23 protein-coding genes, 1 tRNA gene and 1 pseudogene are annotated in these 26,949 nt (G+C 62.7%); 14 read left to right on the forward strand and 11 right to left on the reverse strand.

Going from position 1 to position 26,949, the window contains the following annotated elements; genetic code table 11:
• Window positions 1-32 precede the first annotated feature (32 nt).
• From QN345_RS03465 to QN345_RS03495, 7 genes and pseudogenes are all read right to left on the reverse strand, one after another.
• Window positions 33-305 (reverse strand): hypothetical protein, encoded by a 273-nt coding sequence (locus QN345_RS03465; RefSeq protein WP_322188013.1) that lies wholly within the window; start codon window positions 303-305, stop codon window positions 33-35.
• A gap of 87 nt (window positions 306-392) precedes the next feature.
• Complete coding sequence (locus tag QN345_RS03470) at window positions 393-659, reverse strand: WXG100 family type VII secretion target (protein WP_322137467.1); 267 nt, start codon at window positions 657-659, stop codon at window positions 393-395.
• Between the two features lie 137 nt (window positions 660-796).
• A pseudogene (locus tag QN345_RS03475) lies at window positions 797-3,370 on the reverse strand (FtsK/SpoIIIE domain-containing protein); the annotation flags it as partial.
• 107 nt (window positions 3,371-3,477) lie between these two features.
• On the reverse strand, window positions 3,478-3,843 hold the full coding sequence (locus QN345_RS03480) for a hypothetical protein (protein ID WP_323508455.1): 366 nt from the start codon (window positions 3,841-3,843) through the stop codon (window positions 3,478-3,480).
• The gene (locus QN345_RS03485; RefSeq protein WP_323508456.1) at window positions 3,840-4,346 is read right to left on the reverse strand and encodes a hypothetical protein; all 507 of its coding nucleotides are present in this window, start codon (window positions 4,344-4,346) and stop codon (window positions 3,840-3,842) included. Before QN345_RS03485 ends, QN345_RS03480 begins: the two co-directional genes overlap by 4 nt.
• An 83-nt stretch (window positions 4,347-4,429) precedes the next feature.
• Complete coding sequence (locus QN345_RS03490; RefSeq protein ID WP_323508457.1) at window positions 4,430-5,176, reverse strand: hypothetical protein; 747 nt, start codon at window positions 5,174-5,176, stop codon at window positions 4,430-4,432.
• A gap of 238 nt (window positions 5,177-5,414) precedes the next feature.
• Complete coding sequence (locus QN345_RS03495; RefSeq protein WP_323508458.1) at window positions 5,415-8,855, reverse strand: hypothetical protein; 3,441 nt, start codon at window positions 8,853-8,855, stop codon at window positions 5,415-5,417.
• Between the two features lie 619 nt (window positions 8,856-9,474).
• On the opposite strand from QN345_RS03495, the gene QN345_RS03500 reads away from it, so the two are divergent.
• The 3 genes from QN345_RS03500 to QN345_RS03510 all read left to right on the forward strand — a co-directional run bounded on the left by QN345_RS03500 (window position 9,475) and on the right by QN345_RS03510 (window position 13,398).
• The gene (locus QN345_RS03500) at window positions 9,475-10,251 is read left to right on the forward strand and encodes a sigma-70 family RNA polymerase sigma factor (protein WP_322188017.1); all 777 of its coding nucleotides are present in this window, start codon (window positions 9,475-9,477) and stop codon (window positions 10,249-10,251) included.
• Between the two features lie 928 nt (window positions 10,252-11,179).
• Window positions 11,180-11,419, forward strand: a complete 240-nt coding sequence (locus QN345_RS03505; RefSeq protein ID WP_322137473.1) for a hypothetical protein — start codon at window positions 11,180-11,182, stop codon at window positions 11,417-11,419.
• A gap of 746 nt (window positions 11,420-12,165) precedes the next feature.
• A complete protein-coding gene (locus tag QN345_RS03510; RefSeq protein ID WP_322137474.1) occupies window positions 12,166-13,398 on the forward strand; it encodes a hypothetical protein in 1,233 nt (410 codons plus the stop codon).
• Window positions 13,399-13,758: 360 nt separating this feature from the next.
• On the opposite strand, the gene QN345_RS03515 is transcribed toward QN345_RS03510, so the two are convergent.
• Entirely contained in the window at window positions 13,759-14,202 is a 444-nt protein-coding gene (locus QN345_RS03515; protein ID WP_322137475.1) for a hypothetical protein, read from the reverse strand.
• A gap of 236 nt (window positions 14,203-14,438) precedes the next feature.
• On the opposite strand from QN345_RS03515, the gene QN345_RS03520 reads away from it, so the two are divergent.
• From QN345_RS03520 to QN345_RS03540, 5 genes are all read left to right on the forward strand, one after another.
• Window positions 14,439-14,879 carry a hypothetical protein gene (locus QN345_RS03520; RefSeq protein WP_322137476.1) on the forward strand — a complete coding sequence of 147 codons (441 nt, stop codon included), beginning with the start codon at window positions 14,439-14,441 and terminating at the stop codon, window positions 14,877-14,879.
• Window positions 14,880-15,109: 230 nt separating this feature from the next.
• Window positions 15,110-15,556, forward strand: a complete 447-nt coding sequence (locus QN345_RS03525; RefSeq protein ID WP_322137477.1) for a hypothetical protein — start codon at window positions 15,110-15,112, stop codon at window positions 15,554-15,556.
• A gap of 357 nt (window positions 15,557-15,913) precedes the next feature.
• On the forward strand, window positions 15,914-16,063 hold the full coding sequence (locus QN345_RS03530; RefSeq protein ID WP_323508459.1) for a hypothetical protein: 150 nt from the start codon (window positions 15,914-15,916) through the stop codon (window positions 16,061-16,063).
• A 22-nt stretch (window positions 16,064-16,085) separates the two neighbouring features.
• Window positions 16,086-16,499 carry a hypothetical protein gene (locus QN345_RS03535; protein ID WP_322137479.1) on the forward strand — a complete coding sequence of 138 codons (414 nt, stop codon included), beginning with the start codon at window positions 16,086-16,088 and terminating at the stop codon, window positions 16,497-16,499.
• 144 nt (window positions 16,500-16,643) lie between these two features.
• Complete coding sequence (locus QN345_RS03540) at window positions 16,644-17,714, forward strand: DNA methyltransferase (protein ID WP_322137480.1); 1,071 nt, start codon at window positions 16,644-16,646, stop codon at window positions 17,712-17,714.
• 397 nt (window positions 17,715-18,111) lie between these two features.
• Here the strand turns inward: QN345_RS03540 and QN345_RS03545 are convergent, their stop codons facing one another.
• Window positions 18,112-19,434 carry a hypothetical protein gene (locus QN345_RS03545; RefSeq protein ID WP_322137481.1) on the reverse strand — a complete coding sequence of 441 codons (1,323 nt, stop codon included), beginning with the start codon at window positions 19,432-19,434 and terminating at the stop codon, window positions 18,112-18,114.
• 339 nt (window positions 19,435-19,773) lie between these two features.
• Between QN345_RS03545 and QN345_RS03550 the strand changes: the two genes are divergently transcribed.
• Entirely contained in the window at window positions 19,774-20,499 is a 726-nt protein-coding gene (locus QN345_RS03550; RefSeq protein WP_322137482.1) for a hypothetical protein, read from the forward strand.
• Window positions 20,500-20,813: 314 nt separating this feature from the next.
• On the opposite strand, the gene QN345_RS03555 is transcribed toward QN345_RS03550, so the two are convergent.
• Window positions 20,814-21,881: a hypothetical protein gene (locus QN345_RS03555; RefSeq protein WP_322137483.1), complete on the reverse strand. Its 1,068-nt coding sequence runs from the start codon at window positions 21,879-21,881 to the stop codon at window positions 20,814-20,816.
• 1,060 nt (window positions 21,882-22,941) lie between these two features.
• On the opposite strand from QN345_RS03555, the gene QN345_RS03560 reads away from it, so the two are divergent.
• From QN345_RS03560 to QN345_RS03575, 4 genes are all read left to right on the forward strand, one after another.
• The gene (locus tag QN345_RS03560; protein WP_322135496.1) at window positions 22,942-23,430 is read left to right on the forward strand and encodes a hypothetical protein; all 489 of its coding nucleotides are present in this window, start codon (window positions 22,942-22,944) and stop codon (window positions 23,428-23,430) included.
• Between the two features lie 23 nt (window positions 23,431-23,453).
• Window positions 23,454-23,990: a hypothetical protein gene (locus QN345_RS03565; protein WP_322135495.1), complete on the forward strand. Its 537-nt coding sequence runs from the start codon at window positions 23,454-23,456 to the stop codon at window positions 23,988-23,990.
• 130 nt (window positions 23,991-24,120) lie between these two features.
• Complete coding sequence (locus QN345_RS03570; protein WP_322140896.1) at window positions 24,121-24,315, forward strand: helix-turn-helix domain-containing protein; 195 nt, start codon at window positions 24,121-24,123, stop codon at window positions 24,313-24,315.
• Window positions 24,316-24,437: 122 nt separating this feature from the next.
• The gene (locus QN345_RS03575; protein ID WP_322135494.1) at window positions 24,438-25,547 is read left to right on the forward strand and encodes a tyrosine-type recombinase/integrase; all 1,110 of its coding nucleotides are present in this window, start codon (window positions 24,438-24,440) and stop codon (window positions 25,545-25,547) included.
• 260 nt (window positions 25,548-25,807) lie between these two features.
• On the opposite strand, the gene QN345_RS03580 is transcribed toward QN345_RS03575, so the two are convergent.
• A tRNA-Lys gene (locus QN345_RS03580) sits at window positions 25,808-25,883 on the reverse strand.
• 117 nt (window positions 25,884-26,000) lie between these two features.
• On the opposite strand from QN345_RS03580, the gene QN345_RS03585 reads away from it, so the two are divergent.
• Window positions 26,001-26,879, forward strand: coding sequence for an inositol monophosphatase family protein (locus tag QN345_RS03585; RefSeq protein ID WP_322188026.1), 879 nt, complete (start codon window positions 26,001-26,003; stop codon window positions 26,877-26,879).
• Window positions 26,880-26,949: the final 70 nt, after the last annotated feature.

A 26,949-nucleotide genomic window follows, 5' to 3' on the forward strand; every position in this document is an offset into this window, starting at 1 on the left:
GCGTCGAGCGCTACCTTGTCCCCGGAATCGCGCTACCGGATCGTCAGAACAGCGCTACCCGATAGGGCGACTCGCCACAGCTTCGTCGCGCTCTCGGCGAGCAGGTGCGCAGCGGATGCGACGCACACGCTGTGCTCGCTGTCCCACTGCATCCGGAACTGGGTGGCCACGGGCCCGACCCAGGCGTTGATCTTGATCTGGTTGCCGACCGTCATCCGGTCACGCTCCAGGCGATCGCTCGCATCACTGAAGACCTTCGCGAGCGCTCGCAGCTGCTCGACGTCGGCCCCGTACATTCCTGCCATGCTCATCCCCTGTCGCGTGCGCGGCCTTGATTCGATGATTCACTCGGAGTGCGGCCGCCGCGGGCCGCACTCCACTGAGGGGTCCGACTAGCCGCGGGAAACTTCTTCCTGCGCCTGGGCGTTGGCCTGAGCCTTCTGGGAGGCGTTCTTCAGGGCTTCGATGACCTGACGCAGCGCCGTCGTGTGCTGGCCGGACCAGTCGCTGCGGAAAGACTCCGAGTCGGGGCCCGTCCACTGCGTGTTGCCGAGCGTGTTCGTGAGGGTGGAAAGTACCGACTCGATGTCGCCCGCCTTCTGCGAGAGCTGACCACTGAGCTGGCGAACCTGTTCTACATCAAGACCCCATACGGCCATTTTTCATTCCCCTTTTCTTTGTCGGAATCCGGAACATCCGGAGCCGGTTTTCTGCAGTTCGGCTGTGTGCCTAGTGCAAAGCTAGGTGCGCGGCCCGGTACGCGTCGATGGGGTCAATTCCCCATGCCGTGCGGGCCTCATGGCTGACCCAGGGCGATCTGCAGGCGTGCCGACCGGCCGCCGCCGACCAGGAAGCCCCGGCCCGGTGGGAAGTCGCCGCGCTTGAGCCGGCCTAGCGAGGTGCCGAGCAGGGTGTCCCCGTCCATGTCGCCGGGCATCAGAAGCAAGCCGCGACGGCCGGCCTTGAATGCGGCGGCGAGCGTCCAGGCCTGCGACCAGGTGGAGCTCTCCGCCTCCCCCACCACGAAGAGTTCGGCCCGCACCGCGAGCTTGATCAACCGGTCGAGCGGATGCTCGGCATCCGTGCCCGTGAAATCGGTGATGCCCTCGATCAGCAGGGCGAGCTCACCGGGGGCGAACTCGTTCTCCTCGATGCGGTCGGTGAGCCGGGTGACCGAAGCCACCACGTCGTCGATGGAGTCGGCGACCTCTTCCCAGCCCGGAGTCTGGCTGAGCGCAGTCCGGCGGGCGCTGAACAGCACGAGCGCGGGTCGCCGGCGAACACGGCGGAGCGAAGCGGCGAAGGTCGCGAGCGCGGTCGTGCGCCCGCTGCCGGGAGGACCGGAAATGAGGAAAGCACCGCGGGTGACGATGCCGAGAGGGGCCAGGCCCTCATCGCCAATACCGACGACCGCCAGGCCGTTGACATCGAGGACCGGCAGTCCGCCCAGGGTCGTGCTCTCGGGGAGCCGACCGACCGGAGGAGCCTCGGCGACGCCCTGGCGACGCATGCTCGCCGCCAGCCGCTGCACCTCGCGGGACTGCACGGCAAGGTTCGAACTCGCCCCAAGGATCGCCAGCTGCACTTCATTTCCATCGATAATGCCGCGACCGGGTGGCGAGGTGACGTCGAGCACGTCCTTGGCAGCCCCAAGAAGCATGTACTCCTCCTCGGTCGCCTGGCGCAGTACGAGGCGTTTCTGCACGGTAGAGCTGATCGAGTTCGGCACGGCGTTTGCCCGGTCTCCTGTCATGACCACATGCACGCCGAGCGGGCGACCGTCGGCCGCAATCTGAGCGAAGACGGTGAACCACTGGGAATTGGAGGCGAACTCGTAGGACTCCCGGAACGCGCCGATCCCGTCCACGAGCAGCAGGATGCGAGGTTCGTCCGGGAGGTTCGCCAACAGGCGGTACTCGCCGATGCTGCCGGCGCGCACCGCCGCGTAACGCACTGCACGGTCGTCGACCAGATCGCGCAGGGTGCGCAGAAGGCGGATGACGCGTTCATCGTCGTCCCCGGAGATGATCGCTCCCACGTGGGGCAGGTCTTCGAGCATTCGCAGCCCGCCGGCACCGAAGTCGAGGCCGTAGACCTGGATCGGGCCGCCGAGCGATGTGACCGCCGCGGCCACGGCGAGCGCCCGGAGCGCCGCGCTCTTGCCTGCGCCGCCGGCGCCATAAATGGCCATGTTGCCGTCACGGTCGGGCTCGTAGTACATCGTGGGCTGCGACTGGGTCTTCGGATCGTCGATCACGCCGAGCAGCAGGCGCTCGTCGGTGCGAGGATGCGGAAGCTCCATGAAGTCATAGACGGCCCGGAGCTCGTCGAGCCACGGTTTGCGCGGTTCGGGAACGGCCGCCTTCGCAGCGGCAGCGGTGATCGTGACCACCATGCGGGCGATGTCGTTCGGGCCGGGATCGCGCACTTCCGCGATCGTCGGCTCTGGGAGATCCCAGGGCGTGCTCGTGCCGAAGTTGAGCGCGTGCACGTCGATGCGGGGCCGCGCGGGCGCGTCGGTCGTCCACCCGCCGTCGTACCCGGTCTGGAAGGCAGCGATGCGGCCGGGCCCCGTCTTCGCCGCGCCCCGGCCCGGAATCGACGGGTCGAAATGCGCGGCCATCGGCGTGCCGAGGATGTCGCTCGAGTCTTCGGCGTCGGCCATCCGCAGTGCGATCCGCAGCGGGGTATTGGCCCGGAGGTTGTCCTTGATCACGCCGGCGGGTCGCTGGGTGGCGAGGATGAGGTGCAGTCCGAGGGAACGTCCGCGCTGGGCCACGTCCACGACGCCGTCGACGAACTCGGGCATCTCCTGGGCGAGGGCGGCGAACTCGTCGACGATGATCAGCAGGCTCGGCGGCGTCTCGGGGTCACCGGTCTTCTCGAGCGACACCAGGTCCTTGGCCTTCTTGCGGTTGAGCAGGTGCTCGCGGTACCGCAGCTCGGCACGCAACGAGGTGAGTGCCCGCCGCACGAGGTGCGGCGACAGGTCGGTCACAAGTCCGACGGTGTGCGGCAGCTGCACGCAGTCGGCGAAAGCCGCGCCGCCCTTGTAGTCCACGAAGAGGAACGTGACCCGGTCGGGGCTGTGCGCGGCGGCCATTCCCAGCACCCACGCCTGAAGGAACTCACTCTTGCCCGCTCCGGTCGTGCCGCCGACGAGAGCGTGCGGGCCCTGGGTACGGAGGTCGAGATAGAACGGTTCCGCGCCGGCATGACCCACGAGGGCGCGCAGGTTGCCCTCCTTCTTGCGACGCTGCGGCGGCGAACCGTCGCGCAGGGTCAGGGAGTTGTTCTCCCGCCACCGCTCAACCACGGCATCCGGCTGGCGCACCAGGTCGAGAGGGAGCCGGTCGACTCCCTCAGGAAGTACATGCGCGGTACCTTCCTGAAATCCGACAAGAAGTCATCGAGCTCGCAATCTGACTCAGTGGACGGTTCCATCGCGCGAGCAGATAGTTCCGGTCGGGATGGTGTTCAGAGCGGAACGTGCTCGACAAAGACACCGCACCGCTGGCACGTTGGTGGCGCCGGGAAGACCAGGTCTGTTCCGTCATGGAAGCACTCCGGGCAGTCGTACGAGCTGTAGAAAGTGTCGTCCGAGGAGGACGGGACGCTGGGTGCCCGCAGGTGAGGCCACGGCCAATCTGCCGCCGCCACCCGAAGGGCCTCGGAGTAGTCGTTGGCCAGGTTGGAGTAGTCGTTCGCCAATGCGCGGTAGCGGTCCTCGCTGCATCCGCGGTAAACCCGGGCGTCATAGTGGTAAGTAATTTCCCGGAGTTCGTGAATTCGTGAATTCATTCTCTGGAGCTTGGTGATGTGCGCGTCCATCTCGGTTTTCATTGTGTGAGTCCTTCTTGGGTGGGTTGGGGTAAAATCTCGATAGGTTCGACGGGTTGCCCATCATCAGGACTCGCCCCGCTTGCTGCCTCAGCTGGGGTCGCGCCGGATCGGAACACTGCCATCTCGTCGGTTTGGTCGATCACGAGCTCGCGGTATTCACCGGCGAGCTCATCGGCTAGCGTCCATGCGATGTTGTCGGCGCCAGGAGGCGATGCGTTGTACACATCGAGACCGAACGTCTTGCCAATGCCGTATGCGACCGAGTGGAGCTCGTCGTGGACATCGGAGAGATCGAACTCGCCGTCGACGAAATCGTCAGACGTTACCCGGACCGTTCGACAGACGGGGCTTCCGACCACACCGATCCTGAGTTCAGCTGCCGGAGGGCCGGCTCCTTCAACTACTTCGATCTTGGCGAAAAGAGTGGCTGTTCGTCCGCTGCGCGTTCTCAGGTAGACGTCGTTCTCAACCACTTCTAGGCCAGAGATGACGTTGCATTTCATGTGCGTTCCTTCTGATCGATGTCTTCTGGAGGCGCCTCGCCTCCTCAGTTAGTAGTGGAGTGAGGGGCTTCCAAAACGCAACGTCAGCCGAGCAGCTCTTTCAGAAGGGGTGCCAGGGCGGCAAGGGCGCGCTTGAGATTTGCGCGGACGGCCTGCTCTGAGGTAAGGAGGACCTTAGCGGCGGCGGCAGAGGTCATATCGGCATCGATGACCAAGGCGAGCACACGCTGGGACACCTGGCTCAGGGTTTTGACTGTTGCGCGGATCGCCTGCTTCTCCTCGATGGAGAGCGTCGGCTCCGGCGCTCCGATGCGCTCACGGAGAGGCACGCTCTCGGCGTCATCTGTATCTAACGAGGCCGTATTGGACCACGCCCCGGCGGCGGCTTTCTGGGCGTCGGAGCCACGCTGGGTTGAGCTCACCAGGTCAGCGGGGATACAGACGTTTTCGTGCATCTCAGATGCGTAGGAGCGAATGGCGCCGTTGATGTCGTTCTTGGCGTAGGCGACGAAAGCACCCTTAGACGGGTTGAACGTCAAGGCCGCCGCGGCCGCTCCCATGCGGCCGACCTGCAGAAGGTCGTCCCAGACCAGCTGAGGGTTGGCGGCCGCCCAACGTGCGCCGGCCTTCTTCACTGCGCCTTCGGCGAAAGCAGCAAGCCCCCACGCCGCCGGTGGAATCGCTGGTTCCTCCTCACGGCCACCATCGACACGCGCGCTGTTGCGGTCTTCGCGCGCTGACCGCATCTTCGCCGTTTCGAATGGCCCGGCTGCCTGGATGCGTACGGCCAGTTCCGCTGCGTGCTCCGCGGTAAGAATCTGTTTTGACAATTTGTGCCTCCCTGTGGCGTCAGGAGGGAGACATGCGACAAAGGGGGCGCTCAACCGCGCCGAAATGGCCTCAAAACAGGCAAAAACAGGTCAAAATCAGAAATCACCCCTGAACTGGGGTGAAATGGCGTCAAGTTTTTGGCACGGATGGGCGCTCAGGACCCAATCCATAGGCATGCGGCACAGCAAAAAAACGGCCCGCCGACGGGGAAAGTCGACGGGCCGTTCGAAGAGGCGCCTAGTAGTTCTGCTGGTCCGCTGGGCCCTGCATGGCCATGAGCGGTGTGCCTGGCAGGTCAAGCAGGTCGGCGGCTACGACATACCCGCGCTTGCGGTTCAGTCCCAGTGGCACCGGGCTCTTCCCGCCCGGTTCGGTTCCCGCTACGACGACCGAAGCGAAACCCCCATCGACCTGGCCCATCGGAACAGCGGCGACGGCAGTGAAACGCTTGAGGTCTTTAAGCGCGGCACCGTAGAGGAGGACATACTTTCCGTCCATCGAGATCAGCCCGGCAGCCATTCTTGACGGCACCGTTTCGAGAGTCCCGATGCGGTCAGGTCTGATGGTCCAGCCAAGACGGCGGGCTTGTTCCAGCACCGGGACACCGCCGTTGGCGAGCTCGAGATATACAGACCCGCCGGCGATCGCGTCACGAACTGCCCGGACCAGAGTGCTCGCAGGGTTCGTGTTGCGCGCCCGCTCCCCCGAGGTCTCAGCCAGGCGAGACACGACGACGTTCACGTCGGCCATCGTCGGCAGCAGATCTTCGATCCCCGCCTCAGCCGCGAAGTCCAGGAACCGCGACCAGCCGGTCGCAATGACGACTGCGGTCTCGGCCGACCGGCCGCCGGTCTTCGGCATCAGTGTTGCCTTGAGCTCATCGTTCGCCGTTGTCCAGTCCGAAAGTCCGCGAGGGAGTTTGTCGATCTGGCGGGCCAGGTAGGAGATGTAAGCGCCGAAGAGCCGGTTTGCAGCATCCGGGCGTTTCTTCCGCCATTCGTCGATTGGAGATGTCCCCATCGGCAGCATGGCGATATCGGCCCGGCCCGCTTCCAGGGAGATGGAGACAACGCGTGAGGCGATCCCCTGTTCCTCGCTGAGTGCCTCTCCGGAGACGATCGAGGTTGTGGACGCATCCGACGATCCGCGCAGTCCGCCGTTCTGCGTGCCCTTTGCCTCTCCGGAGACCGCCGTGTAGGAGGCCTGCAGCACTCGAGCCAGCGCACCCTTCACCCTGGCGGCGTCCGCCGGGATCTCCGGGACGCGGTAGTCATCCCAGAACCCGGTGGCCGAGGCCAGGTACGAGGAGAGGACGCCGCAGCCTGAGGCTGACGAGGAGATCAGCGTGCCGCCGGTCCACCCTGCACGCCACGCCGGCGTGAGGAATGACTGCATGGCGCTCAACAGCAGCGTCTTGCCCATATCCGGCGGGCTCGCCACCATAAGCGTGGCACGCCGGCTGAGGCTGAGCGGGGCGCTTGCCATCATTCCGAACCCGGCCAGGGCTACCGGTGCTTCGACGTTCGGGCTGAGCTTGATGAACTCCGCCAGCGCCTGGGCGCCCTCTCGCAGCTCCTCCGAGGTCGTGGCGATCGCCCGCCAGCCGTGAGCAAAATGGGTCGGAGTCAAGGAGTCGACGTCGGACTTCGCGGGAACGCCGACCGAAAGGCCATCCACCGGGCCGCGCCCGTTGACAGATCCGCCAGGCGCAGCGTAGGTGACTCCGGCACGGACGCCGGGCTCGCCAACCAGCCACCCCATGGTCGTCAGCTCCTGGATTCGGGTGGAGGCGTCGTCGGAACCGAGCTCCCGGAGAACGTTCGCAAGGTGCTCTTTCTTGGTGCTGCCGATCGGCAGAGCTACTCCCATATCGAGGCGCTGGACAACCGCGGTCGGGTTGGTAGCCTCCTCTGGGGCGAAGCCTGGCGCGGACCGAACAACTTTGTCGGACCGGGCGATGGTGACAGTGACCATCTTCTCGCCGTTCTCAACCGGAAATCCGTTCTTGAGCGAAGCACGGGACACCACCATGGAGCGCCACGGCACCCAGTCGCAGATCTGACGGGCCTTCCACGTCTCGTTGCCCTTCTCATCGACGGTCTTGACCATTTCGTACACGCCGTGGCCTGCGTCCCAGAGGCGAACCTCGACATGGTTTGAGAGCTTGAATGTCGAGGGCGTCCGTGTCTCGATCGCCCGCGCGACGGTGAGCTTCACCTTCTCTACTGTCCGCGGTGGAGTTGGTGTGGTGCGGACTTCGGACTCGTCGGTGGCGACGATGGCTGCTGATCGCGTCCCCTGCATTGAAGGTTCGCGAGTGGCCAGAAGAGCGTCAACAGCGCTCTGGTCACCGGCCGCGGTGGCCGGGTAGATACCGCGCGGCGCTGTCTCCTGCACAACGACGACTGGCCCTTCGAAGTCGAAGTCCGAATCGGGCGGCGGCACGTCCGAGTACGGGATGTACTCGCACGAAGCATGTGCGGGAGCTGGGACTGGTGCATCGGAAGCGACAGGCTTGACAACACCGAACGCGTCAGCAACGCGCGGAAGCATTGCGGCGATCACAGCGTCAACCAGGTCGGCGTTGAACCACTCTCCGGCAAACGGCCGGAGAAGAGCGGCGGCTTCCTGGTAACCGCCGACGGTGTGAGCGAGGACATCGAAGCTGCTATGTGAGTGCGCGTCATCTTCAAGTCCGAATCCTGCCTGAGCAGTGGAGCTGAAGAATGTTACGCGCTGGACGTCGGCCGTTTCGAAGAACCGGCCCGAGTCGCGATCCGCCCTGTCACCTGCTCGATCCGGCATGGAGACGCCATTCCCTCGAAGGTCGGCGCCGAAGACCTCCTGCAAGAAGGAGTCGACGGGGAACCCAATGGCGAACAGATCGCCCGGGCGCGGGGCTGCGTTTGGATCGCGCGGGGAGGAAAGAGTGGCTGAGCGGGCGAAGGCACGGTTACGGACAGCGGCAGGAGCCTTGGCCGGGAGCGGCGGGTAGATGCTGAGCAAGTCCTGGTGGCTGTAGACAGGACCGCCGGCTGTGACCAGGGTGACGGGCTTGAGTTCGGCGCCCTTGGCGTTGACTGTGCCGGCAGGGCGGAGAACCTGGCTGAGAGTGTGCAGCGGTCCAGCGTCGATGTTACGGCCACGGCGGGCACCGAAGGCCAGCCAGAACGCCCTATGGCGGGCGATGAGCTCAGCGCCTTCGACGGTGCGCGGGTCCACGGGCGTGTCCAGAGCAAACCACCAGTGGAAACCACCGGAGGAATCGACAGAGACCGTGGGCGCCGGAATCTCGGTGAGCCACTCAGCGACCTCGGCGCGCGTGGGGTTGTTGGATACCCGGTGCTCGCCATCGTCGGTGTCCACGTCGACGACCAGCGCCACCATCTCGAGAACGTCCGTCTTCTTGCCGCGGCCGCCGGCAGCTGCGACGGATCCATCTATTACTCCCACTGACACCCAGGTGTCGCGCCCTTGGGCTGCCTCACGCTCGATGAGCTTCCAGGCGGCCTCGGCGTCACCGGGAGCAGCGAAGCCGGCGGTACGGAAGACGCTGGATCCGGCGCTACGCGCACAGACGCTGATTACGGATCCCGCCGGGAAAGCCTCCGCATGCCGTGCATAGACGGCGGCGTGGTGCGCGAGCCAGGCGCCCTTGTTCAGGTTGATGGTGGTCAATTAGTGCCCCTCGGGCTTGTGCTTGGTACCGGTTGAGACCGGGAGCTGATCTGCTCGAGGAGTAGTGGTGATAGTGGCGTCTGAAACGCAACCAGAGGAGCCCAAGAATTTCGATCCTCTGGCCAGGGACTCAGGAGAAATGGCCGAATGGCCAGCATTGGCCGGGGCCTGCCCAGAAAGTGTTCCGCGCTGTGACAGGGATGCAAGGGTGTTAGAGGTCGAATGGCCGGAACCCGAGAATAGGAGAGAAAGGCTAAGAGATAGAGCCGTTGAGGTACAGCCGTAGAGGTACAGGCAGAGAGAAATGCTCAGAGATGCCTATCTCTTTACATATTTCTGTCCATATATCTCTTAATGCCTCTACATCCCTTTGTTTCAGCGGAAGACTGTCTGGCCAATCGCTGGCCAATCGCTGGGCAGCGTGGTCAAAGCCTGGCCGATAGAAGCCGACGGCTGTCCCGCACGACTGTCCCGCACGGCTATCCCTCGCGTTCACGCATGTGCGTACTCATATACGCGCAGTCTTCGTGGCGGTGTTGCGTTTTGGCTGCGCATCCCACCACTACCTCAGTGAGCACCAGCTCCGCCGATCCCGGTCCGTCATATGTGAGGAAACCAAGTGGACACCAACGCCAGTATCCAGACCAAGCCGACGGTCCGCGCGGTCGCGCCGGCACCCTACGGGGTCAAGCTCGCCCCCGCGGAGCACACGCGCCTCATCGTTAAGATGGTGGCGGGTCGCTCCCCCGAGGCCACACGCGACGAGCGTCTTTCTGCACTGTCAGCGCGCAACGCCGTAATCGTCGCTTACATGCCTCTCATCGAACGCGAGTCCACTCGAACCTCGCCGAACGCGCAAGCCTCAGAGGATCGGTCGGCTGAGGCATACCTGAGATGCCTCGAGGCCATCGGCACCTACGACCCCGCCCTGGGCGTACCCCTCGGCACCTACCTGCGAAGGTCGCACGCCATGCACGGTGAGGCTGTTGCCCGCGCCGGCATGCCCCAAGACTTAGCCGGCCGCGATCAGCGCAGAGATCTCAACCGTCGCGGGCTCCCAATCCCGCGGCCCACATCCTTGAATGCGGCGATCGCCGGCCGGGCGGATTCCCTGTTGTTGCAGGACCTGGCGCCCAGCACTGAACCAGGTCCAGAGGAGCTGGCAGTGGCTGCCGATATGAAGAAGCAAATCTTGGTTGGACTGTCGCGGCTCACGCGCGACCAGCGGACGATTCTCGGCGAGCATTTCGGTTTGGACGGGTACCCGATGTCCACTATGCGCGAGTTGGCGCTCGCGCGAGGCTTGACTGTGGGCGGTGTGCAGTATCGCCTTGGCCGAGCACTCACGGCTCTGGCCGAGACCGCACCCCACCTCCGCACGTTCCTCGAAACGTAGACCGCGGCAGTGCAGACCGCCGTCGACTCGTAGACCCCGCTTACCGGCCCAGGGCCGCCCTAGGCGCCCACACGGCACCGCGGTCAGCACGCATCGCTTGTGGGATAGATCGATGAGAAGGCCGCCCACGGCCTCGGAGGAGTCAGCGGTTCCAACGGACGAACGTACCCGCTTGTCATAATCTCACGTGACGCAACCGGGCTCGGCGCACGCATGGACAGGGCAGCCTGCGGCGCCCGGGATCCTCTTTGTGCACACCCTCGCCGCAGAACGAACAGATGACCGCGGCGGTCAACGAATTGATTCTGTTGGGCCTGCGGCAGCTGCCCATTAAATGGGCGGCGGCGTGTGTCCTCTGATCCGGATGGATGACAGATCAAGTGCGCGCCGAACAGGTTGCGAGTGATGGCATCGTCAACTTCGCCAGTTGTCTGCGCGCGCCAGTTGGCCGTGCATCGAGTGAAAGGATGACGGGGGAACGTTGAGCCGAGACGGAGTCCCTCTCGGCACGCCCAGCGCGCAAGACCGGCGAAGCTTTCCACATCGTCACCGCGAGGACTCGCGATGACCGACGGAGCGGAGCGCACGCTCGGCCTGCACCACTGCGACGCCGGTATCGACACACCGCCACCCCCTGGCCGAGCACTGCGGTGTGATCCGGCCAAAGCACGTGACACTGAAGTTGTCTGCCGCAGAGGGGCATTGAAATGACGGGAGGAAATACAGGTGCCATATCTCCATTGCTTGTGGGCGATACTCGCCGTGCGCGAAAAATACGCCGAGGGGTACTAGAAGATCCGAGAATCGATGGCAACAATCAAAGAACCCTGCACTTTTCATGATCCTCGCGCATATAGAGAAGTACACGGGAAACGCGCACCAAACAGGTTCCGACAGACGTGTATTCGGCTCTGGAGGGAGCAGCTCGATGTATGAATTCATTCCCCAAACCACCCGGTCCACGGTTGCAACCGTCACCAAAATCAACACCTACCTCGGCACGATCGATGCAAGGTCCGCAGCTCAACTTCGGGCTCACCTGGCCGATCCCGGCACGCCGGTGATGGCCATTCGGGACGCACTCGCGGCAAACGGTTTTTCCATCGGCGTGACCGCGATCCGAACGCATCGTCACAACGCACTCCTGCGAACGCGGAGGGTGGCATAGGTGCACGAGAGTCTCGGCGACGCTGCCAGCGAGGTGCAGATCCTGACCCGCGTCATCGAGACAAACCATACCGGCTGCGTCGGGCCTCTAGGTCAAAACGTTAGCTCGTACAGTTCGTCGAACCAGGGTCGGCGTTCACCTTTGCCGCGACAGGAACGACGCACTCCCCATCTGCTTCGCATCCGACGAACGCCGACCGCCACCCCGGGTCATGACCGCACCCCGGTCCGCACGCCCGCACGAGGATGACCCCAGCCAGTCGGAACAGGCGCGGATTAATCCGCGCCACCGACTACCCGCCGGTTGCACACACCCCTCCCTCGGTGTGCCGCCGGTCCTGAACGGCCGGTCGCGGTACCTCCTGCTCAGTACCGCGACCGGCCGTTCACCTTTACTGGACCAACTCTGCACCGCCGGCGCTCACGGGCGGCCACCGTGAATATCACGGAGATCATCGCACTTCCCGGAGGTCAGCCCCGCGGCCGTCCTGGCGACAGGGGGTTCATACGCCCGATCGGCCCGGCCAGCCTTTGCATTGGAACCGTGACGCTCTCCTAGCCGATCGATGTGCCCCCTGACTGGCCGCTGCGCATGATGGCTACAGCGTGTCGTACACGTTGACACTTTCGACCGGGACACCGACGCATACATGTGGACCCCGGCTCCCGGCCGGTCCGTCTTGGTTGCTTACGGTACCGGTTCGCCGTGGCATTCAACCAGCTGACAGCACTCTGCCAAGATTGGGCATGGACATTCAGTCGCGGCATTTCGGTCCCATTTCGACGATGCGAAGCGATGGCACTATCGCTGAGGTCGACGTGGAAGCACTGATCAATCGTTTGGTTCTGTTCGACGTCTGTTATGTGGAGTCTCACAGTCTTAAAGAGATTCCCGCGCTCGTTTCTGCCTTTGGGACCGCTGGCCTTCTCAAGCTGATTTACGCCGGTGCACTGGTGTTTATCTGCGACGTAGCCACCACCGGACAGACGGGTCAAACTAACAACATTCAAGAGACCACCAGGCGCAGGGGCATCCTTCCTTTGGGGTCGTTCCACCTCGTAAACGTCCAACTCGCGAAGGGACAGCCATACCGGGACGAGTACGTGGCGAAGTCCCTGAAAGAAGTTGACGCCGCGGGTGTTGGACGGGCAGAGACCTCAAAGCTCAAAATGGCCCTCCGGAGTCGGATGCTCGAGTACCCGCAAGATGCGTCACAGGTGGGCTTGGGTGACGTAATCGCCAATGTCCTACGAGGAGATGTCATCGTCGAGCAGGCGATCCGGAGGTCAGCCTTAATGCAGACCCATATCGATCCGGGAGCCTCCTTCGACTACCAGGCGTTCCCACTAGACGGGGACGGTGAGTTCCGCATCACGACGAACTTTGGCCGTATACACGGATTCTCCGAAGAAGTCGAACACAAGGTCGTCGAGCGAGGAGTGCTCGCGGTCGCAGGCCTGAATCAACGTGTTCAGCTCATGAGGAGCTTCGAGGCGCTCACGGGATTCAAGGACGATGATGCAGTGCTCCTGAATCTGAAACTCTCATTCCTAGCGAGTGATCACAATGCCCGGGCAGTCGAGGCTCGGTTCGGCAGAGTCGTTACCCTCGGACACGTTTCGCCCACCGACCGCACCGGCAGCCTTCGTGTCAATGTCGATCGACTCCTGCGATATCGAAATTCTGGTGAATGCGCGGAGTTTCGAACCTGGCTGAAAGACCTGGACAAACGTTCTGACGATGAGATTGCCCACGAATTCCTTTCGGTCCGCAAACAGATGGCTCTTTCAATTGGCTCGCCGCTCGGCAAGGCGATCCGGTTCGTCCTAACAACCGTCGCGGGTGCCGTTCCCGTTTTAGGCGCAATCGCCGGCCCTCTGCTGTCGGCAACGGACTCGTTCTTGGTGGAGCGCATCGTAGGCCGACCTGGTCCCACCGCATACTTGGGGAGGCAGTATCCCGCCATCTTTAGGAAATGACAACAGGACACTTCGATGGAGAATCCCGTCACACGACGTAAGTCGATAGGAGCATGCGCGGCATGTGTACGTCATTTGACGGACGCGGTCTGATGGACGTGAGTGTGCCACACGGGAGCCAGTGAGCGCACGGGGCTGGCTGCCGCTCCGATGCATGAGGTTTCTCGGAATCCTTCGCGGCGGTTCCAAGATCGGAGGCAGAAGACTTGCCTTCAATGTCGACGATGTTTTACGTACATCGGGTCCGAGTATCGGAATCCGGCATGCAGACTGGCCGCCGCGCAGATGTGGTGCCCCAGCCATCTAACCTCGAGCAGCGCCCGTATCGAATGTTCGCGCACCTCCGAGCGCCGCGCTCCTTCAACGGAGGGGAGCGTTCGCGTGCCGCCGTGCAGCGGCCGCCACCCAGAAATCGGTCATCGTCGACTTGAACACGCCGCAGCCGTCATACCCCTCGGCCAGCGCAACAGCACGGTCCACTCCGCGGACCAGGAGCACGGCGTTGTTCCGGCCGATGGTCGGGCAGCGCCCGGGACCCGAAGTGTCCTGGAAGCCGCCCTTGACCAGTGAGACGCCCAGGCCGAGGAGCGGCTCCCGGTCGGGCTCCAGCTGCTCGAGGATGACACGGTCAGCGATGGTGACGACACAGGCGTCGGCCCGGTCAGAAACGTCGATGAGGATATCGACCTGGCCGAGCGCGTCCGCATGCTTGCCCAGCTCGGTGGGTTCTGCCGGCCTAATGGGTCCCGTCGCTGCGGTCGAGATTGCGTGGCGAACAGTGCCTGTGCGGAGGGTGGCGGTCATGGTGTTCCTTTGAATCGGAGGGGTGAGGACGATGTGCCTCTTACGGCACATGCGCGGCCTCGTTATCCCCCGGAGCGGTCGTGGCGGCAGTAGTTCCAGGACAATTCGCCAGCGGGTCCACTGGATCGAGGGCGTTGTCCACCAGCAAGAGCCCGTAGCCGATCGGTTTCTGACGTCGGTTGGCTGCCAGACATCTCGGCCTCCGAGCTATTCGGTGCACCGCGCATGCATCTGGCATGCCATACACATTTCTGCTTACAGAGCGACGCCTTGACGGCGCATTCGAAGAAGTCGAGTACACGTTCCAGTCACTCCCGGATTTCCTGACTTTCTGGAGACCTGAGTTCGCAAGGATCGAATCCATCACGGAGGCTCCCGAGCCGGCACCGGCAGAACCCGCCGAGCCGGGTCGCCGCTACAGCGACCCCGATGTCGCGCTGCATTCCTTGCGAATGGTGGCCAACGACGTAGTCGCTCTGCTCGCAACACGCTTCACCTTGGACGGCAAGATCACCGAGCCGGCGGTGGAGCTCAACCGCTCCATCACAGAGATCGTCGAGATCCGCAATCGGGTCGGTGATGCAGCTGTCGCTGGCATGGATGCGTGCGATCAGCTGGCCGAAGAACTGCGCGAACGGCGTGCAACTCTGAAATGTGCGCGTGAGGGCTTGCGATGAGTCACCGTAGCCGTCTGCCCCTGCCAACAGTTACGTGCCAAGTCCGCGAACGTGCCGCGCATGCAGTAGTCGCGGCAACTGCTCCGTCGAACGAGGACCGCTGCCGCCGGCTCGGAGCACGTTTTTTTGATGACAACGCGTCGGAGAACGAAAACTACCGCGCATGCACTCACCAGCGGCTTCAACCTTGAAGCCGGCTTCCACTCCAAACAGAATCAGAAAGGCTCATCATGAGCAGCACTCCCCTTACGAAATATCCGACTCAGGCCGAAAGGCGGAGGGAGGTCATCGACGGGTGGGCGGCCCCGCTGGGCCACGTGGCCGGCTTGGACCCCACCTCCGCATTCATCATCGCCTGCGACGCACTCATCCGAGCAGAACTCTCCAACGGGCCGCAGTTCGCCGCAGACGAGGCCGCCGGAATGCTCGTCATGCACCAGGGCTGCATGGCCGAACCTTTCGGGTTCGGGACCCTCCTGGCAGATGCCATGGAGGACGACCCCGACCTTTACGAGCCCACCCCAGAGCTGATGACAAAGCTCCGCAGCCTCACGCTCACCCAGGACTGGGGACTGCGGATGCTCCTCGAAGTCCACGAAGGGCTCCAGCGCGAGGAAGGGGGCAGGAGGGCGCCGTACGTGGTCACCCTCAAGGAAATCGGCTTTCCCGTCATCTAGACCCAGGACATCCCCGTGCGGCTCAGTACCTTCCAGAAGCGAGAGAGTACCGCGCATGCACTCCACAGCGGCAGTTACCAGCCGTGAAATCCGCACCATTCACGCAAGAAAAAACGTTCGCGACCGTCGCGACCACCCAAAGGAATAGACCATGAACATCAACGATTCTGACTACACCGCAGACGACCTCATCGATAACTGGGGCAACTCCGACCGCGAGAGGGAAGGCGTGCGCGCATTGCGCCATTACTCGGCGGAAATCGAAGCCATCTGGAGGCACGCGCCGGCCCCGAACCCTCCCCCGACAGGCCCCAGCTCGACAGCACCATCGATACTGGTTACAACCCGTCCGAATCGATGTACGCGGCAATGGTCCAGCTCCTCCTCGAAGACGCGGGTATCCCAACTGCCAAGCACTCTGTCGTGCTCAACCGCGGTCTGCTCAGCCAGTACCGCGACGCCGCGATTGAACCCAACATCGTCGTCCAGCACATCCTGAGCCGCTGACCGCGACGAGGAGGACATCATCATGCCGAAACTCATCCGAATCGAATCGGGCTCCGAGACTGAACTCCAGAACGCCATCGACAACATTGAGGGTCGCGCAACCCAGCGCACCGTCAGTGCCTACGACGTCATTCGGCACGTCGAAGCGGTAGAACATCGTCTCGACGTCCTCGGAGTACCGAACAGGGCACGCGCAGGAATCACCACCGTAGTCAACGGCAGCGCGATGTTGCCCCGGGCTTACGGTTACAGCGCTCACGCCACATTCGTCACAATTCGACGGAACGGTGCCGGCTGGCGCTTCGTCAAAGCAAAACGCACGTGGAACCGAGCCCTCTCCCGGGAACTCATCGACCTTCCATTCACCGTGGCAAAGCTGGGGTCCTGGGCGGTCACCAGCGCGTGGTCAGCCGAGAACCTAACGACAGCCGCATAACGGCAGGATTCCAACTTCAAAGGGCGTCGGGCTATCTGCCTCTGTGAGAGTACGTTCGCGCAAGCAGATAGCCCGTATGGGAGTCGCCATACGCCGCGAGACAGAACCGAAAAGCCTTTCCTCGCTCCGTCGTAAACTGAATCCATGGATGCCATGCGCGACAATATGACGCTCGTCGTCGCAGATATCAGGGAGGCCCTCACTGAAATCCCGGACGCTTCGCTGGCCGGCGCGATCCTCGACCCGCCCTACGGCCTTGGACTGACCGGAGTTGCCTGGGACCGAAGCGCGATCGCGTTCGACGTGGATTTTTGGCGTCTGCTCCGGTCCAAGATCATGCCCGGCGGCACGATAGGAATTTTCGGACATTCGAGAACTTTTGCCCGCGTTAGTGTTTCAGTTGAGGAAAGCGGACTTCAGGTAGTTGACACGCTCGCCTGGGCGAAGGGCTTCGGCCACGCTACCGCCAATCGGCACATTGACTCCGAACTGCGGCGCCTCGCAGCCCCCGATGAGCTTTCCGAGAAATACGCGGGCTGGGAAACGCAGCTGCGACCTGCGTTCGAACCGATCGTGATCGCCAGAAACCTTGCCCCTAGGCAGTCCTTGATCGAAGCGATCGCGGCAGGGAACGCCGGCGGCTACAACGTGTCGTCCTCCCTGATAGCGGCAGATGCTTCGGAGAATCGCAGCCGCAGGAACGGCGCAGTCGACGGCGGCGCAAACCGCCAAATTAAACGAGTTCTCGGTTCGATGTCTGTGCCGACGGCCGGCGGACGCCGGCCCGGAAACTTACTTCTAGAGCACGACGAAGACTGCGATGAGACCTGCTGCACGCCCGGGTGCCAAGTACAACTGATAGACGCCCAAGGGCGGACAAAATATGCTCCTGGCAAGGAGAAAGCCAGCCGCTTCTTCACTCAAATCAAATACTCGCCACGAGCGCACGTCTCAGAATCACCGCGCCCAGCCGGCGTTCGTGGGCACCCCACTGTCAAGCCAATGAACCTCGTGAATTGGCTTTGTGGCCTAATCGTCATGCCGGGCGAAACCTACTTGGATGGCTTCGCTGGATCCGGAGCCATCTCCGAGGGCATCATCCGAGCCGGCGGTCACTCTTTGGCGATCGAACGCGAACCGGAATACGCCGAACTGATCAAACACCGATTCGCCGCGCTGGACGTCGCCGAACAAGAAGGCTTCCTGGGTATGTGACTGCTCGTCACTGAGCCGACCGTCCCTATTCACCGAAGCCTGTTCCACGAGATCCTCGGCATGACCGCGGGGATGGCTCGCAGCCCACTCAACAGCGAACCTCTGACGATCGTCCGGATCGCCCCCCGAGCAGACCGAACCCGGTGACCGTAGTTTCGGAAAACGGTCTAGGTCTCGGCGATGGCCAACCGCTGGTATTCGGTCGGATCGTCATAATCTTGAGCGTGGGCGTACAGCCGTCGGCGCAATGAGGCCCGAATCGGGAGGCGACCCGGGCGCATCGGTGAACCTTCCCGCGATCCGAGGGCGCTGGGACTCGTCGAAGGGTCTAATGGGCGTGCGCCTCTCGTCTGAGGATCGAACCCAAGGCCGCCCTAGGCAGTTGGGTCGACCCGTGTTACTTGGTTGTTTCCCGGTTCAGGAACACGAATTCGACGCGGCCGTTGTCTCCGACCAGTCGCTCTTTGACCGCTTGGGCGAACGCCTTGCCAGCTTTCGCCTTCGCCTCGTCTGGTATCCAGCGACCGTCGGCGGCACAACGGGCATCGAGGAGAGCACAGAGCGCCTCCGTGCTGACCGCATAGGCGGCCACGGCCTCAGCGTGCTCCGCGCGGATCCGCTTGATGAACGCCTTTTCGATGGACTTGAACTCACCGGCATACGCGCGCTTGTTCACTGCGACCGCACTGTCGACGATCGGCTTGTAGTCGAGCATGCCCGAGACGTGTCCGGCCGGGATCGTGGTTTCACAGATATCTTGGTAGGTCTCGCCGTCCGGGTTGATGACCTGAACAACAATTCGCTGCCCACTGTCCGCCTCAACACTCACCTCGAAGCCGTCGGCGCTTGCGCGCGCTGCGTACAGTTCAGCGGACAGACACCACCGGTCGGAAAGGGCGTTGAACGTCGGGTTTGAGCCCCAGTCCGACGGCTCAGACCCATGCTGGTCGACATACGCCTGCCGGATCACGCGGATCTCGTCGACGTTAATCTGGCCGCCGGCTTCGGCGAGAGCCGCGACGAGGCGGGCTTCCTTCGCGGCGTGCAGGGTGACAAGCCTGCTGTCTGGCGCTGACCCCACCTTGGTCGTACATTTGCCGGCGTCTCGCGGTTTGAGGGATTCGTTGAAGTTGTTCATGATGTGAAGTGCTCGTTTCTGGGCAGGGCCCGGCGGTCTGAAGTTCTGCGGTTGCAGGCTGAGGTTGAAGACCCGGACGAAGTGCCCGTCGGCGCTGCCATCATCGACTCGGGAGTTGTCTAGGTTAAATCCCGCGTCGGCAGCCGCAGAGGCGACCGCGAAGTCGAGCGAATCGGAGTAGTCGCGCCCGTTCACAAGGCCGTCCGGGCCACGCCCTCGTCCTTCCGGGCCGAACTCATCAGCAGGCCAGTCACCTGGCAGTTCGATGTAGCCGAGGTCGTCATTGCCGCGGAAGACGCGGATGTACAGGTCGCCGACCGGGGCTGTACCGATGACCTCCGAAAAGCCGTATTCGTCCTCTTCCGTGAAGGAGACAAGCTCACAGGAAACTTGGGTACTCACCGTGCCGCCGTTGGCAAGTTTCTCGGTGAGCCACGCACGGTCATCGTCGTCCAGCGACATCAGGTCGCTGAGCGTGTGGGCGGTGGCCTGGGGCGCGCTCACGGCGACATCTGGCGCCGGGTCATCTTTCGTGGTGAACCGGCCGGTGTCACGCGGGTGGAGGGATTCGTTGAAGGTCATTGGACGTACTCTCTGTTTGGGTGGTGCGGATATGAATACTGATTCCGCCGCCCGTAACATGCGCGGCGTGTTTCAAACTGGCGACGCGTGCACGAAAGACTGGAGTTTAGGGTCCCGAGCGCCGGCCACTTCCACGTCCATCACCCCCGATGAGCTGCCCGGCGTCGGCGACCTGGCCGGCGTTGGGGTCCGCGAGGCGCGTGATGGTCATGACCGGAGACATGTGGCGAGGTGGCTCTTGCTCCCAGCCGGTCTGACCCTGCCACCAATTGCCCCCAAGCTGGGGGTCCAACGATTTCGTGGCGAAGCTCCTCCGAGACCTACGCTCAAATCATGCGTATGACCACAAATCGAAGTGCCGTCGCCATCCTCGTGGTCACTGCCTCCCTCCTTCTCTCCGCTTGTTCGACGAGCACGCCACCGCCGGCAGCACCGGCAACCTCGTCGGATGCGGCAGTCCTTGATGCTTCGAGCCTGCTGCAGTCTGATGGCGCTGGCTCTGACCAGCTGGCCGAGTATGCGACGGTCTTAGCGAAGCTCGGCACGTCCTGCGCGGAGGGTCCCACCGTCAGCTTCTCGGTGGACGCGACGGCGAAAGCTGCGAGCATGAGCCGTTTGCAGCTGATGCAGACGGTGGCTGCAGCGCTCGGTTCCTCCGCCAACGTCGACTGCACGAGTGCGGTGCTCGCAGCGGCTTCTGGGGCCCCGATCGTCACGAGCTCCGATGCGGGAACCGCTGTCAGCTACCTGCTGGGCGACGAGTCGACGACTCGACTGCCGGCACCCGACTGTTCTCTTGCGGTCGGGGCGTGGACGGCGTCCACGGGTGCGATGGTCGTGAACGTGACTGACGTTCGCGGGCCGACGAGTCTGCACGTCGCGGTAACGAAGAAATCTGGGGCCGTTGTGGTGCAGGACGGTCTGATCCTCGGCGGACAAAGCGCTCACGACTTCAAATTCTCGGACGTGGACCCGAGCGCCGTGACGAATGTGTTGGTCACCGCGACGTCCAACGATGACAGCGTAGGAGGTTCGTGCGTGGCCACGGGTAGCCCAACAGCGTAAACTTGCGGTGCCGGACTTCGGCGCCGAATGTGTTTGCGAGGGCGCGAACCGGAAGATTCTGAAACCGGTCCCGAAGTACGCAATATCAATCTGCGTCGACCCGTTTGCACGCACAGGCGACGCCCCCAGCATCCTCGTCATCCTAGACAGCGACGGGGACAATCAATCGCGCGCCCGATGCCCCAGCCCGAGCCTCTACCTTTTCCGCAGAGTACTGCAACCAACTGCGTGGAGTCGCGCTACCGAAGAGCGCTATGCGCCACGAGCAGTTGGAGGTGGAAGGTGTTTCTGCGCGGCTGCGAAAGAACTCAACATCAGTGCTGGATCAGGCCCCCAGCCTGCAAACGTCTGGCGTCAAGCGGGTTCATCATCAGTTGGAGTCGTCCGGGGTCGATTTTGACGGAACCTGGAGCATAGCCTCGGAAAGTCATGACCGGGTGCGCTAGCTTCCACTGGCCCAGCGGCTGACTTATGAGTGCTGGGTCCCTCTTTCGCCTCTCCCAGAGAGTTTCCATTGCACCCATTGTTGCGGCGGATGCAGCGTTAAGTGATCCGACGATCCCGTCCAGAGTGGTTTGAATGTCTTCAGTGAGATGGTAGCCAGAGAGCCTCTCACTCGTCTGCCGGATTCCCTGCAGATTGGAAAGGCCAGGGTTTGCTACAGGGAGACGGTGCACCGTGTGCTTTGTCCGTTCCCTACCGATGGATATCAATTCGTTGCGATGCTCGCGATGGACTGACATGTTGCGCATTCCGAGGGTCCAATCAGTCCAGCCCGTGGGTCCACTCTGCACGAGGGCAGATCCGAAGGCTTGCACTGTCTTCAGCTGTTCCGCCCTGCCGACGTCATTGTTGAGGAGAAGGGACTTGAACAGGATCCGAAGCTTCGGGCTCGTTGGACTTGCATTGATCTCATCAATGGGCTGAAACAGGCCAAAGTCAGCCCGATGGATGTTGACATTCAGTCCGGAGATTCCAATGACAGCGCCGGCAAGGCAATCCAGCACAGATCCCATCGATATATACAAACTCCGCTCATACACGTCTAGTCGAAGCTCCCGCTCGTCGTATTTTGAGTTGGAAACGTTGGGGAAGGGGGTGCCCTCATTGCGCATCCTCATGCTTATGTCGCCGTCCTGTTGGTATCTGGTCTCCCGATAGTTCTGGAGACCGACCCCAACGGCCTGAAGATTTGCGCCCACTGCCTGTATCAATCCAACAATGTAGTCCGCAGTCTCGGCAGCGTCCGCTGTCCCGGCAGCGTCCCCTTCGACCTGCCCTGAGCCCATGAAACCGGTGGGGCCAGCCTCGTCCATAATCATTCGCGTCGAAAGTTGACCTGACGCGAAGATCCCCTCTTTAACGAGCGATATATCCAACATGGGCCAAATCTACGCGTCAGCCGTACGCAATACGCGCAATTTGTCGCCTGGTAGAGATCGAGAAGACCGCCGGACTCGCCGGCCACGAACCTAACGAAGACAATATCGGCCGGTGCCGTCGCCGCCTCACCGGGGAGATCACACTCAAAGAAGCCCAAGCCGAGATCGATGAGAAATACCGCCAGAACCCCGCCACGGATGGCTGATCTGCCGGCGTCTTATGAGCGTGGCTGCCATGCTGGGACTCCGCGAAGGCGGGCGATGAACTCGACCCAGCGGACGCAGCGACGGAGACGCGCGGCGTCCGGGTACCGCTTGTTGCTCTCACCCTCATAGTGTGAGCGAAACGCCCAGCCGGGGCTGATGGAGCACATTGTGCAGTTGGCGAGGCTCGGCGAGGTATCAGCGCCGACGAGCAGGCTCCGGCAGTTCTCGCAGTAGGCCGGTTCGACATCCTCGGCGGTGAGCGGCCTGACCCCATCGACCCACCAGCGCCAATCGGTGGCGTTGTAGGCGGACTTTTTGACAGCCGCCAAACTGTTGTGCTGCCACGAACGGATCCGGCCGAGCCGGCGCTCGATGCGTCGGCGGAGCGCGACCCGGCGGGGGTCCGCTCCGTCGTCACCCTCGAACCAGTCCGGCTGAATCGCGCAGCGCCAGCAGGGCAGGCGCAGCGGACGGCGGCTGCCGCACACGTCACAATATCCGGGCAGTCGCTGGATGGAGACGACCGTCGACGTCTTATGCCAGATGTTACCGTACAGATAAGAGCCGTCGCTCACTTCGAGTGAGACGCGAACACCAACCTCTACGCGACCGAGCCGACGTAGCCGAGCCCACCGGTTATCGTAAGCGGCATCGAAAGACCCAGACGCGGGCGTCCGACGCCAGTAGAGGCTTGGCTCAGTCTTAAACTCGTGGACCGTGCCACTCAACGTGGTCACTCGCCAGTGGCCGGGTCCATCCATCAGCTCGTGCATCTTGGGTTTCATGCGAACTACATGCGCGGGACAGTTCGGAGATTGACGACCCCGCGCATGAGTTCAATATGCCCCTTCCAATGCCCAGCACTTTCGACCTCGACCTCAGCCTCGAGTTGGTCCTCTGGGAGGAGCCCGAACCGCTGAAATACAGATGGAAGAATTCGTCAGGCGACGGGTGGTCGCCAATGATCTCTTGGATATTTCTAGAAAGTCTGGTCTCAATGGTGGGCACCGGGACCGGCTGGAATTTTCTGATCGTGGAGAGGATTCGCGAACCGGGCCAGCCATACCCGAGCTGGTTCGCGCAATGCCTCGGCTCAAGCCGGGCGATCGCCGTAGAGCTCGGCTGGCATCCGGAAGCAGGAATCGAAAACCTGTGGCGGATCGGTCTGGCGACCGGCGGCGCGTGGCCTCTTGTGAATGTTCACTCAGACCCGACACTTCAGCTCATGGTGCAGCCGCGGCAGGCGCTCTCGCCGCCGAGCTTGGCCCTGACAGTGATGGTGGATTGGCTAGCCGACGGTGAGCTCGCGGACATTTTCGTACCGCAGCGTGTGCGGTACTGACGGGTGCCGCGCATGTAGGCTGCATGAGCGAAAAGATGCATCAAACTTTCTGGGCCTGCGGCGAAGCCACCGACGGAGAGCTGCGGCTGAGTGTGACGACCGGCGGGCTGCTGGCGTCCTTCATTGAAGGATACGGAGAGATCGGTCGTGCGGAAACTATCGTAGAGGGCGGTTCTTGGGCCGACCTCTTGCGTCAGAATCGCTTTGCTTATGCCTGTGAAGTCGCCACCGAGTACCAAGCTCGGGCTTTGGCGAAAGGTTCGTCGAGCGGGACCTGGTCGCAGTGGGCCGAATCCGCGTCCGCTCTGGAAAGGCTCTACGCACCTCGATGCGTAGTCCCTTCAGCGGAACCATGGCCAGGTGGCAGTGTGAAGCTGGTCCTCGTGCACCCGATCCTGAAGTCGCTTGATTGGGAGCCACCTGCGCCGAGCCGATCACTGATCGTTATTGACCCTCGGACGGAAGTCGATCTGCTTAAGGGCATGAAGAAAGTCGGTGCTCTCAGTTCGACGGGTCGGCTCGATGCAAAATCCCGGTATTTGCATCCGCTCGGAATGTGAGTCGGTTTCGACGTCGGATGACACCGAGTTATGGGACGCCATTTCGTTAGCGTTGCTAAATTGTTCTTTACCGCGCATGCGTATAGCGAATCGAGGTTGTCACCTCGGTCGCCGAACTGAAAGACACGCCATGCCAAATGCCACTCCAACCGTCACCGTTTACGCTCCGCTCTGGGACGCTACCGACGTTGCGACCTACGCGAAGATTAGCGTCGGTACTGTACGCAACTGGGTCGTCGCCGGTCGCATGCCCAAGCCCCTCCACATCGGCCGGACCACTCGCTGGCCGGCTGATGCCATCGTCGCGTTCTTCGGAGCTATGTAATGGCCGGCAGACCGGTTCTCGAGCTCGGCGCCTACGGCAACATCAGCGCCAAGCAGGTCTCAGAGGGCGCATGGAGGGCCGTAGCTTGGCAGCGACACCCAACGACCGGGGAGCGCAGGCAAGTGCGGGCATCCTCCAATACGGAAGCCAAAGCGAAGGCTGCCCTCAAGAGCAAGATGGACGCTCGAGTCAAGACTCCCACGAGCATCGGTACCCCTGCGCTGAGCCGGATGTCAACGGTTGCCCAGCTCATCGAGCTGTATATCGCGGAACTGGACGACACCGATTTGGCATCCGCAACCGTCACTCGGTACACGCGCACCGCCCGTTTCCAGATTCTGCCGGCTATCGGCCAACGCCGCCTTCACGAGCTAACACAGGGCACGTTTGCCAAGCTCATTCTTGACGAGCACAAGAAGTCCCCCTCCGAAGCAAAACTCATCCGGGCGGTGTCCGGCAACCTAATGACTTTGGCGCTTCGTCACGATGCCGTGGCCTCTAACACCGCGGTCAATGCAGCGGGACACCTCCCCAAAGTAGAAAAAGCCGACCCTGAGACGCTCACGCCCGATACTGCCGAGCAGATGTTCGACCTCCTGATTGCTGCTAAAGACCGGTCGCGTCCAGGCCCGAATTCCCGCAAAGGCAGCACCGACTTAATCGACGTCCTGTCTCTGCAGCTTGCTCTCGGTGCCCGAGTGTCTGAGGTTGCCGCCATTCAAGTGCAGGACATCGACTGGACGGCAGAGCCTCCCGTCATCACGATTCACCAGGCCGTGTCCATCCAGGGCCCGCGAGGTAGGAAGCTCGGGGCCCGTAAGTATGAGATTCCCGGCTTCTATTTTGTGCAGCCTTACACAAAGGCGAAAGATGTCCGCCGTGTCGTCCTGGATGACTTCGCCATCGAGATTCTGCGCCGTCGGGTTGATACACCAGGTACCGGCGGGCTCATCTTCTATGCCGCCACAGGTGCACCTCTCAACCTCGCCAATCTGCGTCGTTCGATGCGAGCGGCCCTTGCGGGTTCCGAGGTCGAGTTCGCGAGCACCCACTCCATGCGGCGCTCGATTGCATCGGAAGTTGGCCACCACCCAGAGTTTGGGCCGGAAGCCGCACAGAAGCTCCTCGGGCATGGCCAGCTAAGTACAACCATTCGCAGCTACATAAGCCGGGACGTTTCGGTGAGTGATGTGCGCAAGGTGAGCGCGAAATTCGGTCGAAGAGTTTTGTGAGCGCCATCGTAGGAACGTGAGCCCTGCGGGCGCGGATGTCGCCAGCTTTATTTGTGTGGACTTAGCCCCAGGTCTCCACGCGACAGGTCCATACTTAACCACAAAAGCCTCTGACAACGCTGGTTGTCAGAGGCTTTTCTATTTGTGTGGACCTAGCACAAGTCCACAGTTACTCCACACTTATTCAGGTGACAATAGCTGACTCCAAGTGATCCCAAATGACATGGAACCCAGTAAAACAGCCGGTCAATCTGGCTTTTTGGTGCACCCCCCGGGACTTGAACCCGGAACCCACTGATTAAGAGTCAGTTGCTCTGCCAATTGAGCTAGAGGTGCGTATTTGTTTCTCCGGGACGACCCGAAGCGACTCTAGAGAATAACACCGGAAACGTCCCCGGCGCCAATCGAGGCCGCGCACCGGTGAGTCGCGCGGAAATTACTATCCTTGGGAGTGTGACCGACGCGACAATTCCTCCCCGAAACAGTACCTCCGACGAGGCCTCGACCTACAGCCTCGACGATGACCTGGCCCTCGCCATCGAACTCGCCGATGCCGCGGATGCCATCTCCCGCGACCGCTTCAGCGCGATGGACCTCGTCGTCACGACCAAGCCGGACCGCACCCCCGTGACGGACGCCGACCAGGCCGTCGAACGAGCCATCCGTGCCCTCCTCGCGGAACGACGTCCGAACGACGGCATTCTCGGCGAGGAATACGGCACCGCCGGCTCGACCGTGCGCCAGTGGATCATCGACCCGATCGACGGCACCGCCGGTTTCCTGCGCGGCGTGCAGATCTGGGGAACTCTGATCTCCCTCGCTGTCGACGGTATCCCCGTCGTCGGAGTGGTGAGCTCCCCCGCCCTCGGCAAGCGCTGGTGGGCGCGAGCCGGCGCCGGCGCCTGGTCCAGCGACGAGCGCACCCCCGACGCAGCCCCGCGCCGGCTCCAGGTCTCCGGCGTACCGACCCTCGCCGACGCCTCCCTGAGCTACAACAGCATCCAGCAGTGGGACCAGACCGGCCACCTCGACGAGCTTGTCGCCCTCTCCCGGTCGGTGTGGCGCACTCGGGCATACGGCGACATGTGGTCGTACATGCTCCTGGCCGAAGGCGTGCTCGATATCGTGGCCGAATTCGACCTCAAGCCATACGACATGGCCGCGCTCGCCCCGATCGTCCAGGAGGCCGGCGGCACCTTCACCTCGGCCGACGGGCTCGAGGGACCCTGGCACGGCAGCTCCCTCGCCACCAACGGACTGCTGCACGCCGCGACCCTCGAGGTCCTCCGTGCGTCCGCGGCCGGCACCGCCGGCACGGCCCGTCACGGCTGATGCCATCGTCGCGTTCTTCGGAGCTATGTAATGGCCGGCAGACCGGTTCTCGAGCTCGGCGCCTACGGCA

Origin of the sequence: Cryobacterium sp. 10I1 (assembly GCF_035019805.1) — a bacterium.
Taxonomy (GTDB): Bacteria; Actinomycetota; Actinomycetes; order Actinomycetales; family Microbacteriaceae; genus Cryobacterium; species Cryobacterium glucosi.